14 protein-coding genes are annotated in these 14,676 nt (G+C 76.2%); 8 read left to right on the top strand and 6 right to left on the bottom strand.

Annotated features, from left to right (window positions below):
- Positions 1 to 38: 38 nt before the first annotated feature.
- Both AC3ERT_RS10925 and AC3ERT_RS10920 read left to right on the top strand, forming a co-directional pair.
- Entirely contained in the window at positions 39 to 233 is a 195-nt protein-coding gene (locus tag AC3ERT_RS10925) for a ferredoxin (protein ID WP_335976251.1), read from the top strand.
- Positions 230 to 1,435, top strand: a complete 1,206-nt coding sequence (locus tag AC3ERT_RS10920) for an NAD(P)/FAD-dependent oxidoreductase (protein ID WP_435173802.1) — start codon at positions 230 to 232, stop codon at positions 1,433 to 1,435. Before AC3ERT_RS10925 ends, AC3ERT_RS10920 begins: the two co-directional genes overlap by 4 nt.
- Before the next feature lie 143 nt (positions 1,436 to 1,578).
- Here the strand turns inward: AC3ERT_RS10920 and AC3ERT_RS10915 are convergent, their stop codons facing one another.
- The 3 genes from AC3ERT_RS10915 to AC3ERT_RS10905 form a co-directional block, all read right to left on the bottom strand.
- Entirely contained in the window at positions 1,579 to 2,418 is an 840-nt protein-coding gene (locus AC3ERT_RS10915) for a siderophore-interacting protein (protein ID WP_435173800.1), read from the bottom strand.
- A 99-nt stretch (positions 2,419 to 2,517) separates the two neighbouring features.
- A complete protein-coding gene (locus tag AC3ERT_RS10910) occupies positions 2,518 to 3,177 on the bottom strand; it encodes an alpha-ketoglutarate-dependent dioxygenase AlkB family protein (protein WP_435173798.1) in 660 nt (219 codons plus the stop codon).
- Positions 3,174 to 4,010, bottom strand: a complete 837-nt coding sequence (locus AC3ERT_RS10905) for a FadR/GntR family transcriptional regulator (RefSeq protein WP_435173796.1) — start codon at positions 4,008 to 4,010, stop codon at positions 3,174 to 3,176. The genes AC3ERT_RS10910 and AC3ERT_RS10905 overlap by 4 nt, the downstream gene beginning before the upstream one ends.
- A 223-nt stretch (positions 4,011 to 4,233) precedes the next feature.
- Between AC3ERT_RS10905 and AC3ERT_RS10900 the strand changes: the two genes are divergently transcribed.
- A complete protein-coding gene (locus AC3ERT_RS10900; protein ID WP_435173794.1) occupies positions 4,234 to 6,111 on the top strand; it encodes a 2-isopropylmalate synthase in 1,878 nt (625 codons plus the stop codon).
- A 48-nt stretch (positions 6,112 to 6,159) separates the two neighbouring features.
- Here AC3ERT_RS10900 and AC3ERT_RS10895 read toward each other — a convergent pair whose 3' ends face one another.
- Positions 6,160 to 7,059, bottom strand: a complete 900-nt coding sequence (locus AC3ERT_RS10895) for a 5'-3' exonuclease (protein WP_435173833.1) — start codon at positions 7,057 to 7,059, stop codon at positions 6,160 to 6,162.
- A 197-nt stretch (positions 7,060 to 7,256) separates the two neighbouring features.
- Here AC3ERT_RS10895 and AC3ERT_RS10890 point away from each other — a divergent pair, with 197 nt between their 5' ends.
- A complete protein-coding gene (locus tag AC3ERT_RS10890) occupies positions 7,257 to 8,267 on the top strand; it encodes a DUF2510 domain-containing protein (RefSeq protein WP_435173792.1) in 1,011 nt (336 codons plus the stop codon).
- 57 nt (positions 8,268 to 8,324) lie between these two features.
- On the opposite strand, the gene AC3ERT_RS10885 is transcribed toward AC3ERT_RS10890, so the two are convergent.
- Entirely contained in the window at positions 8,325 to 9,530 is a 1,206-nt protein-coding gene (locus AC3ERT_RS10885) for an amino acid deaminase/aldolase (RefSeq protein WP_335975443.1), read from the bottom strand.
- 569 nt (positions 9,531 to 10,099) lie between these two features.
- On the opposite strand from AC3ERT_RS10885, the gene AC3ERT_RS10880 reads away from it, so the two are divergent.
- From AC3ERT_RS10880 to AC3ERT_RS10865, 4 genes are all read left to right on the top strand, one after another.
- Positions 10,100 to 10,957, top strand: a complete 858-nt coding sequence (locus tag AC3ERT_RS10880; protein ID WP_435173791.1) for a hypothetical protein — start codon at positions 10,100 to 10,102, stop codon at positions 10,955 to 10,957.
- A complete protein-coding gene (gene mycP, locus AC3ERT_RS10875) occupies positions 10,954 to 12,204 on the top strand; it encodes a type VII secretion-associated serine protease mycosin (RefSeq protein ID WP_435173789.1) in 1,251 nt (416 codons plus the stop codon). Before AC3ERT_RS10880 ends, mycP begins: the two co-directional genes overlap by 4 nt.
- Positions 12,205 to 12,316: 112 nt before the next feature.
- Complete coding sequence (locus tag AC3ERT_RS10870; RefSeq protein ID WP_335975456.1) at positions 12,317 to 13,054, top strand: SseB family protein; 738 nt, start codon at positions 12,317 to 12,319, stop codon at positions 13,052 to 13,054.
- A 137-nt stretch (positions 13,055 to 13,191) separates the two neighbouring features.
- Entirely contained in the window at positions 13,192 to 13,992 is an 801-nt protein-coding gene (locus AC3ERT_RS10865; RefSeq protein WP_435173787.1) for an MIP family channel protein, read from the top strand.
- Between the two features lie 26 nt (positions 13,993 to 14,018).
- Here AC3ERT_RS10865 and AC3ERT_RS10860 read toward each other — a convergent pair whose 3' ends face one another.
- The gene (locus tag AC3ERT_RS10860) at positions 14,019 to 14,414 is read right to left on the bottom strand and encodes a DUF1844 domain-containing protein (RefSeq protein ID WP_435136090.1); all 396 of its coding nucleotides are present in this window, start codon (positions 14,412 to 14,414) and stop codon (positions 14,019 to 14,021) included.
- Between the last annotated feature and the right edge of the window lie 262 nt (positions 14,415 to 14,676).

Genomic DNA, 14,676 nt, shown 5'->3' with positions numbered 1-14,676 from the left:
AAGCGAGGTTCCCCATGAGCGCCGACACCAGTGCAGACCTGCGGGTCGAGGTGGACCAGCCCAAGTGCGTCGCGTCCGGCCAGTGCGTCCTGGCCGCGCCCGACGTCTTCGACCAGGACGACGACGGCATCGTCGAGATCCTGACCGACCGGCCCGCCGCCGACCGGTACGGGGACGTCAAGGAGGCGGCCGCGCTGTGCCCGGCCGCCGTGATCCGGCTGGTGAGTGAGTGACGGGCGCCGCCCCGCGCCGCGTGGTGGTCGTCGGGGCGTCGGCCGCCGGTCTGGCGGCGGTCGAGGCCCTGCGCCGCGACGGGTACGACGGCGCCCTGACCCTGGTCGGGGCGGAGCCGCACCTGCCCTACGACCGGCCGCCGCTGTCCAAGCAGGTGCTGGCCGGCGCGTGGCCGGCCGAGCGCACCGCGCTGCGCGCACCGGCCGAACTGGACGCGCTGGACGTGGAGTTGCGGCTCGGCGTGGCGGCCGCGGCGCTGTCGGTGGTCGGCCGCACGGTGACCCTGGCGGACGGCGCCGAACTCGGCTACGACGGCCTGGTCATCGCCACCGGGGTGCGTCCGCGGCGGCTGGGCCCGGGCGGGGCCGAGGGCCTGCACGTGCTGCGCTCCCTGGAGGACGCGCTCGCCCTGCGCGAGCGGCTGGCCGCCGGAGGGCGCCTGGTCGTGGTGGGCGGCGGCTTCCTCGGCACCGAAGTGGCCGCCGCCGCCCGCACCCTGGGCGCGGCCGTCACCCTCGTCGAACCGGCCGACGTACCGCTGGCCCACCTGCTCGGGCCGCAGGTGGGAGGGCGCCTGGCGCAGCTGCACCGCGACCGCGGGGTGGACCTGCGCACCGGCGTCGCGGTCATGGCCGTCGAGGAGGCCCGCGGCCGGGTGACGGGGGTGCGGCTGGCCGACGGCGCCCTCCTCCCGGCCGACGACGTGCTGGTGGCGATCGGCTCGCTGCCCAACACCGAGTGGCTGCGCGGCAGCGGGCTGCGCGTGGCCGACGGGATCGAGTGCGACGAGTACAGCGCCGCCGCCCCCGGGGTGTACGCGGCCGGGGATGTCGCGCGCTGGTTCAACCCGCTGTTCGGCACCCCCATGCGCGTCGAGCACCGCACCAACGCCTCCGAGCAGGGCATGGCCGCCGCCCGGAACCTGCTGCGCCCGCAGGAGCCCAGGCCCTTCGCCCCGGTCCCGTACTTCTGGTCCGACCAGTACGACCTGAAGGTCCAGGCGTACGGCCTGCCGCGCGGCAGCAGCCAGGCGCGGGTGGTCGACGGCGACCTCGCGGCCGGGCGGTTCCTCGTCGCCTACGGCAGCGGGGGCCGGGTCACCGGGGTGCTCGGGGTCGGCATGCCGCCGCGGACCCTGCGGCAGTGGCGGACCGCGGTGGCCGGCCGTACGGCGTGGGAGGAGGCGCTGCCCGTGCCGTGACAGGCGCCCGGGGCGCGCGGCGCCGGGGCGGCGCCGGTGTGCGGCGCCGGCGGCACGGCGGATGCGAACGGCCCTGCCCGGCACCTCAGTCGGTGCCGGGCAGGGCCGTGGGATCGGCGGGGGTTCAGGCGCGGGCTGCTCGCTCAGGCGCCCTCCTGCTCGCGCTCGATCTCCGCGTTCCACTCGCGCTTGGAGGACTGCCAGCCGTCCTCGTCCTTGCCGCGGCGCCAGTACCCGGAGACGGACAGGCCCTCGCGAGGGACACCGCGCTCCAGCCGCAGGTGGCGGCGCAGTTCGCGGACGAAGGTCGCCTCGCCGTGCACGAAGACCTGCACGCTCCCGGCGGGGAACTCCAGCCCGGTGACGGCCTCGACCAGCGCCGCGCCGACGGGCGCGTCCCCGCGGTGCAGCCAGACCACGTCCACGCCCGGCCCGGCGGTGAGCTTCTGCTGCTCCTCTGGCCCGGAGACCTCGACGAAGACCTTCGCGTCCGCGTCGGCCGGCAGCCGCTCCAGCGCGGCGCCGATGGCGGGCAGCGCGCTCTCGTCGCCGGCGAGCAGGTGCCAGTCGGCGGCCGGGTCGGGGGCGTACCCGCCGCCCGGGCCCATGAAGTACAGCACGTCGCCGGGCCGGGCCGAGGCCGCCCACGGTCCGGCGAGGCCCTCGTCGCCGTGGACCACGAAGTCCACGGCCAGCTCGCGGGTCGCCGCGTCGTAGGAGCGCACGGTGTACGTACGGGTGCGCGGCCAGCGCTCGCGCGGCAGGTCGCGGCGGAGTGCCTCCATGTCCAGCGGTTCGGGCAGCGTCTCGCCCTCGGCCGGGAAGAGCAGCTTGACGTAGTGGTCGGTGTACTCCCCGATCTCCAGGGGGGTGGCCGGGTCCACGCCGAGCACCACCCGGACCATGTGCGGGGTGATCCGCTCGGCGCGCAGCACGGTCGCGCGCTTCGGGGTGGGGGTCCTGCGTTGCGGTCGGTCCGCCATCGATGCGCCCGCTTCCTCGCGCTGTCGCGCGTTCGGCATGCTCAAGTACTTAGGCAAGCCTAACTGATGGATCTGCGGGTGCTCCGGGCCCGGTGCGGCTCAGCCCGGCAGGCCCGTCGTGCGCAGGGTGAGGTTGAGGCGGCCGGCGGTCAGACCGGTGGCCGGGTCGGCGGTGCCGGGGTGGACCTTGGGGACGCCGTGGTAGGCGTAGCGCGACGGGCCGCCGAAGACGAAGAGGTCGCCGGACTCCAGCAGGACGTCGGTGTAGGGCCTGGTGCGGGTGTCGGGGTTGCCGAAGCGGAAGACGCAGGTGTCGCCGATGCTCAGGGAGACCACGGGTGCGTTCGCCCGCTCGTCCTTGTCCTGGTGCATGCCCATCGCGGCGGCCCCGTCGTAGAAGTTGACCAGCGCCGTGTCGGGTGCGTACGAGGCGCCGGCCGCCGGGTCCTGGTAGGCGTCGGCGACCGCGGCGCGGCCCAACTCGGCCAGCCAGGACGGAAAGGCGGCGACCCGGGCGCCGTTCACGTCGGGCGCGGTGCGCGAGTAGGCATACGGGCGCCAGTGCCAGCCCACGCAGACCGTCTGCACGGACATCACGCCGCCGCGCGGCAGCCGGGTGTGCCGCATCGGCACCGGGCCGCGCGCCCATTCCCGGCAGGCGGCGACCAGTTCGCGCTGCCGGTCCAGGTCGAGCCAGCCGGGCACGTGGACCGCGCCGGGTGCCGGGCTGCTGCGCGGGCGGGGGAGCAGCGCGTTCACGACGGGGCGTCGGCGCGCTGCTGGTCGCGCAGGTGGGCCTGGGTGAGGGACAGTTCGCCGTGCAGCACGCGCGCGGCGAGGTCGGCGTCGCCCGCGGCGATCGCCTCCACCAGGGCCGCGTGCGCGGCCTCGCCGTGCTCCTCGTCATGGGCGCGGACGTCCATCAGGCCGAGCAGCGCGAGCATGTTCTCCCTGAGCACCGGCGCGAACTCGGCGAACAGGTCGGTCAGGACGGGGTTGTGGGCGGCGGCGACCACCTCGCGGTGCAGGGCGATGTCGGCGTCGATGAAGGCCGCACCCGGGCCGTCGGGCGGCGCGCTCCCGCGGGGGCCGGGGTCCGCGCCGTGGTCCGCCGAGCCGTGGTGCGCGCCATGGCGCGTCGAGCCGTCGTCGTCCGCCGGCCCGGCTCCCGCCCCGCGCAGGCCCGCCGCCGCGGCCGCCACCGTCCGCGCCGCGAGCGCGGCCCGCAGGGCCGCCACGTCCTCGGGCGTCCGCCGGGCCGCCGCGATCCGGGCCGCCTGGACCTCCAGCAGCACCCGCACCTCGTACACGTCCGACAGGGCCGCGCGCCGCAGCCGGGCCGGCCAGTCCTGGACCGGGCGGTCGGCGATCACGAACACCCCCGCGCCCTGCCGGGTCCGTACCATCCCCGCGCCGGCCAGCGCCCGCAGCGCCTCGCGCACGGTCGAGCGGCCCACGCCCAGCAGGGCGGCGAGCGTGGTCTCGCCGGGCAGCTTCGTGCCCACCGGCCACTGGCCGCCGGTGATCTGCTCCCGCAGCCGCTCCGCCGCCTGCTCCACCAGCGGGCTGGGCCGCAGTGAACCGAGCGTCATCGCCGTCTCCCACCTCTCCGTCCGCCCCTCGTGGCGCCGACTCTATCGGCCGCGCCCACCCCTCAGCTTGTCTGAGGACCTGAGAGGTGGTTACAGTGGCCGCCATGACGCAGCGGAGCCTTCTCCTCGGCCGCCGCGGCGGGGCCTGAGGGACCGGCACCCCGCCGCGGGGTTTCGTGCTGCCGGTCGACCACCGGCGACCACGAAGAGGAACAGCCCCACCATGACCACGTACCCCGCGAACCACCCGCGCGGCGGCGCCCGCCCGGGCGACCCGCACCCCGCGGCCGAGGCCGCCGGCGCCCCCGCGCCCACCCTGCGTACCCCGGCCGGCCCGGTGCCCGCCGGCGCCCCCTGGTGGAACCCGCAGCGCGGCAGCGCCATGCCCTACCACCGCTACCGCCCCGCCCGGGAGCGCGTCGAGGTGCGCACCTCCGGTGGGCGGCACTGGCCCTCCCGCCGGATCGACCGGGCACCGCTGTGGGTGCCGGTGGACCTGCGCGACGGCAACCAGGCGCTCGCCGAACCGATGGACCCCGCCCGCAAGCGCCGGATGTTCGACGTCCAGGTCGCGATGGGCTTCAAGGAGATCGAGGTCGGCTACCCCTCGGCCAGCCGCACCGACTTCGACTTCGTCCGCCACCTCGCCGAGTCCGGCGCGGTGCCGCAGGACGTGACCCCGGTGGTGTTCACCGCCGCCCGCGCCGACCTGATCGAGCGGACCTTCGCCTCGATCGCGGGCCTGCCGCGCGCCGTGGTGCACCTGTACACCGCGACCGCGCCGGTCTGGCGCGAGGTGGTGATCGGCCGGGAGCGGGCCGCGCTGCGGGCGCTGATCGAGCAGGCGGCCGGCCTGATGGCCCGGCTCGCCGACCGGCGGCCCGGCGTGCGCTTCCAGTTCTCACCCGAGGTCTTCAACCTCACCGAGCCCGACTTCGTCCTGGAGGTGTGCGACGGCCTGACCGAGCTGTGGGACGCCTCCCCGGACCGCCCGGTGATCCACAACCTGCCGGCCACCGTGGAGATCGCCACCCCCAACGTCTACGCCGACCAGATCGAGTACATGCACCGCCACCTCGCCCGCCGGGACGCGGTGATCCTGTCGGTGCACCCGCACAACGACCGCGGCACCGGCGTGGCCTGCGCCGAACTCGCCCTGCTGGCAGGCGCGCAGCGCGTCGAGGGCTGCCTGTTCGGCAACGGCGAACGCACCGGCAACGTGGACCTGGTCACGCTCGCGCTGAACCTGCACACCCAGGGCGTCGACCCGATGCTGGACTTCTCCGACATCGACGCGATCCGCGCCACCGTCGAGCACTGCAACCGCCTGCCGGTGCCCGGCCGCCACCCCTACGTCGGCGAGCTGGTGCACACCGCCTACTCCGGCACCCACCAGGACGCGATCAAGAAGGGCCTGGAGCACCACGCCCGCCGCGCCGCCGAGGCCGGCCGGCCCGCCGCGCAGATGCCCTGGGACGTGCCCTACCTGCCGATCGACCCCGCCGACCTCGGCCGGGACTACGAAGCGGTGATCCGCGTCAACAGCCAGTCGGGCAAGGGCGGCATCGCCTACCTGCTCAAGGACCGCCACGGCCTGGACCTGCCGCCCGCGCTGCGCGCCGACTTCTCCCGGATCGTGCAGGCCGCGGCCGACGACAGCGGCGAGGAGATCACCGCGCAGGCGCTGGGGGAGCTGTTCGCGGCCGCCTACCTCGCGCCCGCCGACACCGGGCCGCTCACCCTGACCGGCTGGCACGCCGCCGAAACCACCCCGGGCCGCCACGAGTTCACCGCCGTCCTGCACGACGGGAGCGCGTCGCCCACCGGCTCCGCCGGCCGTACGATCACCGGCGCCGGCAACGGCCCGCTGTCCGCGCTCACCGACGCGCTCGCCACCGCGGGCATCCCCGTGCACATCGAGCACTACGCCGAACACGCCACCGGCCCCGGCCCGGACAGCGCCGCGGTCGCCTACGTGCGGATCGGCGCGGGCGGGGAGAGCAGCTGGGGCGCCGGCCGGGACACCTCGGTCCTCACCGCCTCGGTCCGCGCGGTGCTGTCGGCCGTCAACCGCTCCCGCCGCGCCGGCGCGGTGGCGTAAGGCGCCCGGCCCGCAGGCCGCTCCCGGCCGCCGAAGACCTCGGGCCGCTCAGGTCCAGCCCAGGGCCGCGGACAGCCGGGACAGCGGGGAGCCCAGGCCCCAGCGGTCGGCCAGCGCGCCGAACGCGGCCGGGTCGGCGGGATCGGCGGGCAGCGCCGGGTCGAAGGCGGGCAGCGGGACGTCGGTGGCGACCCGCACCACCTTCGGCGCGACGTCCAGATAGGGCGCGGCCGCCAGGATGTTGCGGCGGCGGGCCGGCGTCAGCTTCGAGAACGGCTCGCCGGCCGCCGCCCGCACCCCCGCCAGGTCGCCGTAGAGGGTGACCAGTTCGGCCGCGGTCTTCTCGCCGATGCCCTTCACCCCGGGCAGCCCGTCACTCGGGTCGCCGCGCAGCGCGGCGAAGTCCGCGTACTGCTCCGCGCGGACGCCGTACCGCTCCTCGATCGCCCCGCCGTCGATCACGTCGCAGTCGCCGACGCCCTTGCGCGGGTAGAGCACGCGCACCCCGCGCGCGTCGTCGACGAGCTGGAACAGGTCGCGGTCGCCGGTGACGATGGCCACCGGCGCCGCGGCGGCGGTCGCGAGGGTGCCGATCACGTCGTCCGCCTCGTAGCCGGGCACGCCGACGCGGGCGATGCCGACCGCGTCGAGCACCGCCTCGATCACCGGGACCTGCGGAGAGAGGGTGTCCGGGACCTCCTCGGTGCCCGCCTCGGCGTCGGCCACGCGGTGCGCCTTGTACGAGGGGATGAGGTCCACCCGCCACTGCGGCCGCCAGTCCGCGTCCATGCACGCCACCAGCGCGGCCGGCGCGTGGTCGGCCACCAGCCGGGCGATGAAGTCGATCAGCCCGCGCACCGCGTTGACCGGGGTGCCGTCGGGCGCCCGCACCGACTCCGGCACCCCGAAGTACGCGCGGAAGTACAGGCTCGCGGTGTCGAGCAGCAGCAGTTCCCCACCGGTACGGCCGCCGCCGCCGGGCTTCACGTTCGTCACGCGGCCAGCATCGCACGCACCACCGACACCCGGCCGTACCCCGGCCCCGGGACCGGACACGAGCCCCCGCGGGGCCGGGCCGAGGGGCGTGACCTGGATGTGACCCCTGTCCTTACAGGATTCTCATCCTGGGGCCATAAGGTGACGCCGTGACGACGACGACCCCGCCCGGCTGGTACCAGGAGCCCGGGCACACAGGCAACGGCCCGGCCATGGAACGCTGGTGGGACGGGACCGCGTGGACGGAGTACACCCGCACGGCACCAGTGGCCCCGACCGCCGGGCAGCAGCCCTACGGCGGCCCGCCCGGATACGCGCCGTACCCCTCGGGCGACGTCATAGGCTCGCCCGGCGGCGGCAACCGGCGTCCGCGGACCGTGGCCATCGCCATCGGGGTCGCGCTCGTCGTCATCGGTGGCATCGTGGCCGCGGTCGTCGCGGTGGGCAACAACAACGGCAGCGACAACAGCGCGAGCAGCAGCAACCGCGGGCCGAACGCGACGATGCCGCAGCGCTCCGGCGGGCCGGGGAACCCCGAGCAGAACCCGCAGTCGCAGAACCCGGCGGACCCCAGCCAGCCGACCGACCCGACCAACCCCTCCGGCGGCGACACCGCCGTCGACGTGCTGGACGGCATCAGCCTGCCGGTGCTCGACGGCTGGACCGGCGGCACCACGCAGGACGGCCTCGCCAGCATCTCCACCGGCAGCTACACCTGCCCGGGCGACACCAGCGGCCAGCAGCAGTGCTCGCTGGGCGGCGCCTACTCCGAGCCGGCCGAGGCGCTGAAGGTCACCGCGACCACCGCCGAGGCCGCCGCCAAGGCGGACATCACCGGCAACGCGGCCGAGGCGTACAGCTCCGACACCTACGGCGCGACGACCTCGCACCAGCAGCTCCAGTCCAAGGCGGTCACGGTCGCCGGGCAGAAGGGCTACCTGGTCCGCTGGAAGGTCAGCACCAAGTCCGGCACCGAGGGCTACGTCGAGTCGCTGGCGTTCCCCGCGCCGAGCAAGAGCAGCCAGATCGTCATCGTCCGCTTCGGCTTCGACGTCAGCAGCAAGGCGCCCGGCCAGGACGTCATGGACGAGATCGCCGCGGGTATCAAGGCCGACAGCAGCGGCGCGTCCAGCGGCAGCACCGGCGGCACCGGCGTCTGACGCCCCGCCCCGCCCCAGCGCCGGCGGCCTCCCACCGCCCGGGAGGCCGCCGGCCCCTCACAGGAACGTCTTGCCCTCGCCCCGGTACGTGGGCACCTCCGCCACCACCCGGTCGCCCTCGACCAACTGCAACCGGTCGAAGCGCTCGCACAGTTCGCCCGCCTTGGCGTGCCGGAACCACACCGTGTCGCCCACCAGCAGGTCGTCGGCGGCCGAGCCGAGCAGCGGCGTCTGCACCTCGCCCGGCCCCTCCTGCGGGTCGTAGCGCAGCCCCTCCGGCAGATACGGCACCGGCAGCCGGTCCGCGCCCGGCGCGCCCGAGGCCGGATAGCCGCCGCCGAGCACCGTGACCACGCCGACCCCGGGCCGCCGCACCACGGGCATCCCGAACAGCGCCGCCGGACGGCCGTGGAAGGAGGTGTAGTTGTCGAACAGCCGCGGCACGTACAGGCCCGAGCCGGCCGCGATCTCGGTGACCGCGCCCTCCGCCGCGGTGGACTGCACACTGCCGGTGCCGCCGCCGTTGACGAACTCCAGGTCCGGCACCACCGCGCGCACCGCCCGCACCGCCTCCGCCCGCCGCGCCGCCAACTCCCGGCGCGCGGCGGACTGCATCAGCCGCACCGCGAGCGACCGCCCCGGCCGCCCCTTGATCGCGTCGCCGACGCCGGCTATGTGCCCTTCGTACGCCATGATCCCGACCACCCGGAACCCCGGGCGGGCGCCGATCGCCCGCGCGGTGTCGGCGAGCCGCTCCGGCGAGTGCAGCGGCGAGCGCAGCGCGCCGATCCGCAGCCGGCCGCCCAACTTCCGCAGGCTCGTGTCGAGTTCGAGGCAGACCCGGACCGTCTCGGTGCCGCCCGCGCCGCGCGCCGCGTCGATCAGGTCGAGTTGGGCGAGGTCGTCGACCATCACCGTGACCGTACGGGCCAGCTTCGGGTCGGACGTCAGCTCCGCGAAGCCGTCCCGGTCCGCGGACGGGTAGGCCAGCAGCACGTCGGTGAAACCGGTGCGCGCCAGCCACAGCGACTCGGCCAGGGTGAAGGACATGACGCCCTCGAACCCCTCCCGGGCCAGCACCCGTTCGAGCAGGGCGCGGCAGCGCACCGACTTCGACGCGACCCGGATCGGCTTGCCGCCCGCACGCCGGACCAGGTCCGCGGCGTTCGCGTCGAAGGCGTCCAGGTCGACGATCGCCAGCGGCGCGTCGAGGTGTGCGGTGGCCCGGTCGTAGCGGGCGCGGTCGGCTGAGCGCTGGGGCATGACCGCAGCCTGCCAGAACCCTGCTACCGAGCGGTAGACCCGGCGCCCGTGCTCCGAGTGGCAACTCACCCCGCGGCAACCCCGTAGAGTGACGCGCACAATCGACGGGAACGGTCACGAGGGAGTGCCGGGTGAGCACCGGAGTGGACAGCGGGAGCACCCCGCCGGCTTCCTTCCCCACCCTCCATCCGACATCGGGACGGCCGGTGGGCGGTCCGCAGGCGGGGCCGCCCGCGGCAGCCTCGGCGGGAGCGCCGCCGCCCGCCTCCCCGCCCGAACCGCCGAACCCGCCGCCGCCTCCCGGTCCGCCGCTGCACGGGGGTTCAACTCCCGTCCCCCCGCCGCCTGTTGCACCGCCGGCGGCGCCGCCCCTCACGCCGCCCCGGCCCGCCGCGCGGCCGTCCGTGCCGCCGCCTTCGATGCCGCCGACCGCCGCGCAGCCCGTGCGGTCCGTGCCGCAGCCGGCGCCGCAGGCGCGCCCGATGCCGCAGGCCGCACCGCCGACGCCCGCCCCGCGGCCGCCGGTCGACCCACCGTCGGCGCCCGCGCCCGCGTTCACACCGCCGCCGGTGCCGCCTGCGCCCGCCTACCCGGCCGCTCCCACGTACGCGCCCGAGCCGCCCGCACCGCGCACCTCCACCCGCGGCCGCCGGCTGCTGGCCGCGGCCAGCCTGGTCGTCGGCCTCGGCCTGGTCGGCGGCGCCGTCGCGGGCGCCGCCATCACCCACACCCCGGACCGGCCCGCGCCCGTCGCCGACGGCAGCCCGCAGGCGTTCGCGCAGGCCCGCGACGTGTGGCGCGACACCCCCGTGGACACGCTGTTCCCGCCCACCGTCGACGGCAAGGGCGGCGGGCCCGGCGGCGCCGACCGCTCCTGGACCCGGATCGGCGTGGCCGCCCCCGCCGGCTGCACCGGCGCCTTCGACCCGCTGCTCACGGAAGTGCTGGCCCCGGCCGGCTGCGTCCGCCTGCTGCGCGCCACCTACGTCGACAGCACCTCGACCACCGTCACCACCGTCGGGCTGCTCGTCGGCTCCGGCCAGGCCGCGGCCATGAGCGCGCTGGCCGAGCGGTGGAGCAGCCAGCACCTCGGCGAACGCGCCGACCTGCTGCCGCGCCCCGTCGCCTTCCCCGGCACCCCCGCCGCCGCCTTCGGCGACCGCCAGCGCGGCAGTTGGGACGTCCGGATCGCCGCGGACCTGCCGTTCGTGGTCTACGCCGTCAGCGGCTTCGCCGACGGCCGCACCGTCGCCCAGCCGGACCCGGCGGACAAGGCCGACGCGCAGGGCGCCACCACGCCCTCCGCGCAGGCCGGCCTCGGCTTCGACGCCACCGGGCTCGCCGCCGCCGTCGACGCGCGGGTGCACACCGCCGTCGACGCCCTCCGCCACCCGCAGACCACCACCGGCTCGGAGCACCACGGATGACCCCCGCCGCCGCACCTTGGCAGCGCCCCGCCGCCCGCCCTGCCGCCGACCGCCGGGACCGCCGCCGCCCGCGCGCCCTCGCGCGCGCCCTGGCCGCGCTCGCCGCGGCCGGCACCACCGTCGCGCTGGCCGCCGCACCCGCGGCCGCCGACAGCGCGCGGGCCTCCGATTGGGCGCTGTCCGCGCTGCACGCGCAGCAGGCGTGGCAGACCACCAAGGGCGCGGGCGTCACCGTGGCCGTGCTCGACACCGGGGTCGACTCCACCCACCCGGACCTGACCGGCCAGGTCCTGGCGGGCAAGGACGAGGTCGGCTTCGGCGCGAAACCCGGCGACAAGGCGTGGGCCAAGCACGGCACCGGCATGGCGGCGATCATCGCCGGGCACGGCCACGGGCCCGGCGACGGCGACGGCGTGCTCGGCATCGCCCCCCAGGCCCGCATCCTGCCGGTGCGGGTGATCCTGGAGGACAAGGACCCGCAGCGGCAGAAGGCCAGGACCGACCGCGGCGACGCGCTGCCGGCGGGCATCCGCTGGGCCGTCGACCACGGCGCCGACGTCATCAACCTCTCGCTCGGCGACGACAGCGCCACCGCCGCCCCGGTCGCCGCCGAGGACGACGCGATCCGCTACGCGCTCGGCAAGGGCGTCGTGGTCGTCGCGTCCGCGGGCAACGGCGGCGACGCCGCCGACCGCTCCTCCTACCCGGCCGCCTACCCCGGGGTGATCTCCGTGGCGGCCGTCGACCGGCACGGCGAGCACGCCTCCTTCTCCACCCACCGCTGGTACACGTCGGTGTCCGCACCCGGCGTCGAGGTCGTCATCGCCGACCCGGACCGCACGTACTACAACGGCTGGGGGACGAGCGCGGCCTCCGCGTACGCCTCGGGCGCCGTGGCGCTGATCCGCTCGGCCTACCCCAAGCTCAGCCCGGCGCAGGTCAAGCAGATCCTGGAGGACACCACCCGGGACAAGCCCGCCGGCGGCCGCAACGACGAGGTCGGCACCGGGCTGATCGACCCCGCCGCCGCGCTCGCCGCGGCGAAGAAGCTCCGGCCGGCGCCGGTGCTGCCCACCCCCGCGGCCTACCCGCACGCCTACTTCGCCCCCGGCCCGACCACCCCGGCCAAGGCGGCGTCCTCCTCGCAGCTGCTCGCCAACGGTGCGGCCACCGCCTTCGCGGCGGTCGGCGCCGCGCTGATCGCCCTGGCGGCCCTGCTGTACTTCCGGCTGCGCCGCAGCAGCTGACCGCCCTTTCCGTACCCCCGGAGCACCTCGCCCGCCGAGCGGCCCACCCGGTGACCGCGCACCCGCCGACCGCCCCGCGCCCGGCCGCGGGAGCGGCGGATAGGGTGCCGGGGTGGCGTTGAAGAATATTCCGGACCCAGGGTTCGCGACGGACGACGGCTCGGCGGACCCGGCCCTGGCCCAGGCGCTCGCCGCCTACGCGGCCGACCGCGCGACCGACGCGGACGTGGTCGCCGCGCTGCACGGCGCCCGGCTGCTCGTCCCGGTGGTGGCGGTGCTCGGCGAGGCCGAGACCGGGCCCGACGGGCTGGCCCGGGAGAAGAGCAGCGACATGGCGGTGCCGACCATCCAGGCACCCGACGGGCGCCGGGCCCTGCCCGCCTTCACCTCCACCGCCGCCCTGGCCCGCTGGCGCGCCGACGCCCGGCCGGTCGCGGTGCCCCTGCACCAGGCCCTCCAGGCGCTCGCCCACGAGAAGGCGGACACCCTCCTCATCGACATGGCCGGCCCGGTGGCCTACGAGCTGACCGGCGCCTCCCTGCGCGCCGCCGCGGCCGGTCCGGCCAGAACCGACCCGCTGGCCGACCCCGAGGTCCGCTCGGCGCTGCGCGCCGCGGTCGCCGCCGCACCCGGCATCGCCCGCGCCCACCTCACCCCCGGCGGGGCGGCCTCCGACGGCACCCTGGGCCTGGTGCTCGCCCCGGACGCCGACGTGGCTGCCGCCGCCCGCCGCGTGGCGGAGGTCCTGGCCGCCGACGAGACCCTGCGCGCCGCCCTCGTCCAGGGCCTGGACCTCGCCGTCCTCCCGCCGACCGCGAACCCCCCGGGGGAGCCGCTCTTCACCCGCTGAGCGCGCCGAGCCCGCCGCTCGTCACCGGGCGCCCGAGACACCTCGCCCGGATCTCGCCGCATATGCCCCGAGATGTGGGGTTCGCCCATTGCGGTGACAATGCAAAGGGCAGTGGTCCTCTCGTTCGAGGAGGCACGATGGACCGGCGACGTCTCACCGCGGCGGACGTGACGAACTACCGGCTCAGCGACCCCCGGGCCGTCGGCTGCGAGTTCGTCGGCACCCTCGCGCTCGTCTTCTTCGCGGTCGGCGCGGCGGTGGTGTCGGGGGCGTACATCGGCACCCTGGGCATCGCGCTGGCCTTCGGGTTCGTGCTGCTGGCCATCGCCTACGCGATCGGGCCGATCTCCGGCAGCCACGTCAACCCCGCGGTGACGCTCGGGATGCTGCTCGCCGGGCGGATCGAGCTGCGCCGGGCGGTCGAATACTGGGTGGCGCAGTTCCTCGGCGCGATCGTCGGCGCCGCGCTCCTACTGCTCGTCGCCGACCAGGTGCCCGGCTTCAGGCGGCACGGCGCCTTCGGCACCAACGGCTACGGCACGCGCTCGGCGGTCGGCATCAGCATCTTCGGCGCGTTCGTCGCCGAGGTGATCCTCACGTTCCTGCTGGTCTACGTGGTGCTCTCGGTGACGCACCGGATCGCGGTGGTCGGCTTCGACGGGCTGGCGATCGGCCTGGCCCTGGCCGTGGTCCATTTGGTGGGCATCCCGCTCACCGGCACCGGCGTCAACCCCGCCCGCAGCCTCGCGCCCGCGCTGTTCGCCGGCAGCCCGGCACTCACCCAGGTGTGGCTCTTCCTGATCGCCCCGCTGGTCGGCGCGGCGATCGCGGCGCTCGTGCACCAGGCGACGCACCCGGCGATGGCCGCGGTGAAGGCCGCCCGCGCCGCCGCGGTGGAGGAGGAGGCCGCCGCCCGCACCACGGAGGAGGGTCCCTGAGGCGGGCGGCCGATCCCCGCCCGCGGTCAGCCGTAGACCGGACCGGTGAACTTCTCGCCGGGGCCCTGGCCGGGCTCGTCCGGCACCACGGACGCCTCGCGGAAGGCGAGCTGGAGGGACTTCAGGCCGTCCCGCAGCGGGGCGGCGTGGAAGGAGCTGATCTCCGTGGCGCTGGCGGTGACCAGCCCGGCCAGTGCCTGGATGAGCTTGCGGGCCTCGTCGAGGTCCTTGTGCTGCGCGCCCTCCTCGGCCAGCCCCAGGTTCACCGCGGCCGCGCTCATCAGGTGGACGGCCACCGTGGTGATCACCTCCACCGCGGGGACGTCCGCGATGTCGCGGGTCAGGTCGTCGAAGCCGGGCCCCGTGGCGGGGGTGTCGGCCGCGGGGGAGGCGGCCGGGCGGGAGGCTGGTGCGTCGCTCATGGCCGCCACGATATGCCCCGTCCGGCCGATTACGGCCCTCGGGCCCGCGCTGCTATGCTTGGACAACGACCGGTCGGACATCAGCGTGTCCGGCCACCAAGTGGAGGCTCCGAACTCCCACCTGCTCGGCCTGTCGGCCGAGGGGTCCCCGGTCAGACGGCTTCGGTCGGTGCGTCGCGCGCCCGGCCTTCGCCGTCCGATGCGCCCCGCGGAATAACGCGGCGGTGCTCCCGGTTGTGAGGAGCCCGCCTGTGTGCCGTAC

It is taken from the genome of Actinacidiphila sp. bgisy145, from assembly GCF_057708125.1.
Note: the sequence above shows the minus strand (reverse complement) of the source record. Positions and strands in the feature narration are given on the sequence as shown.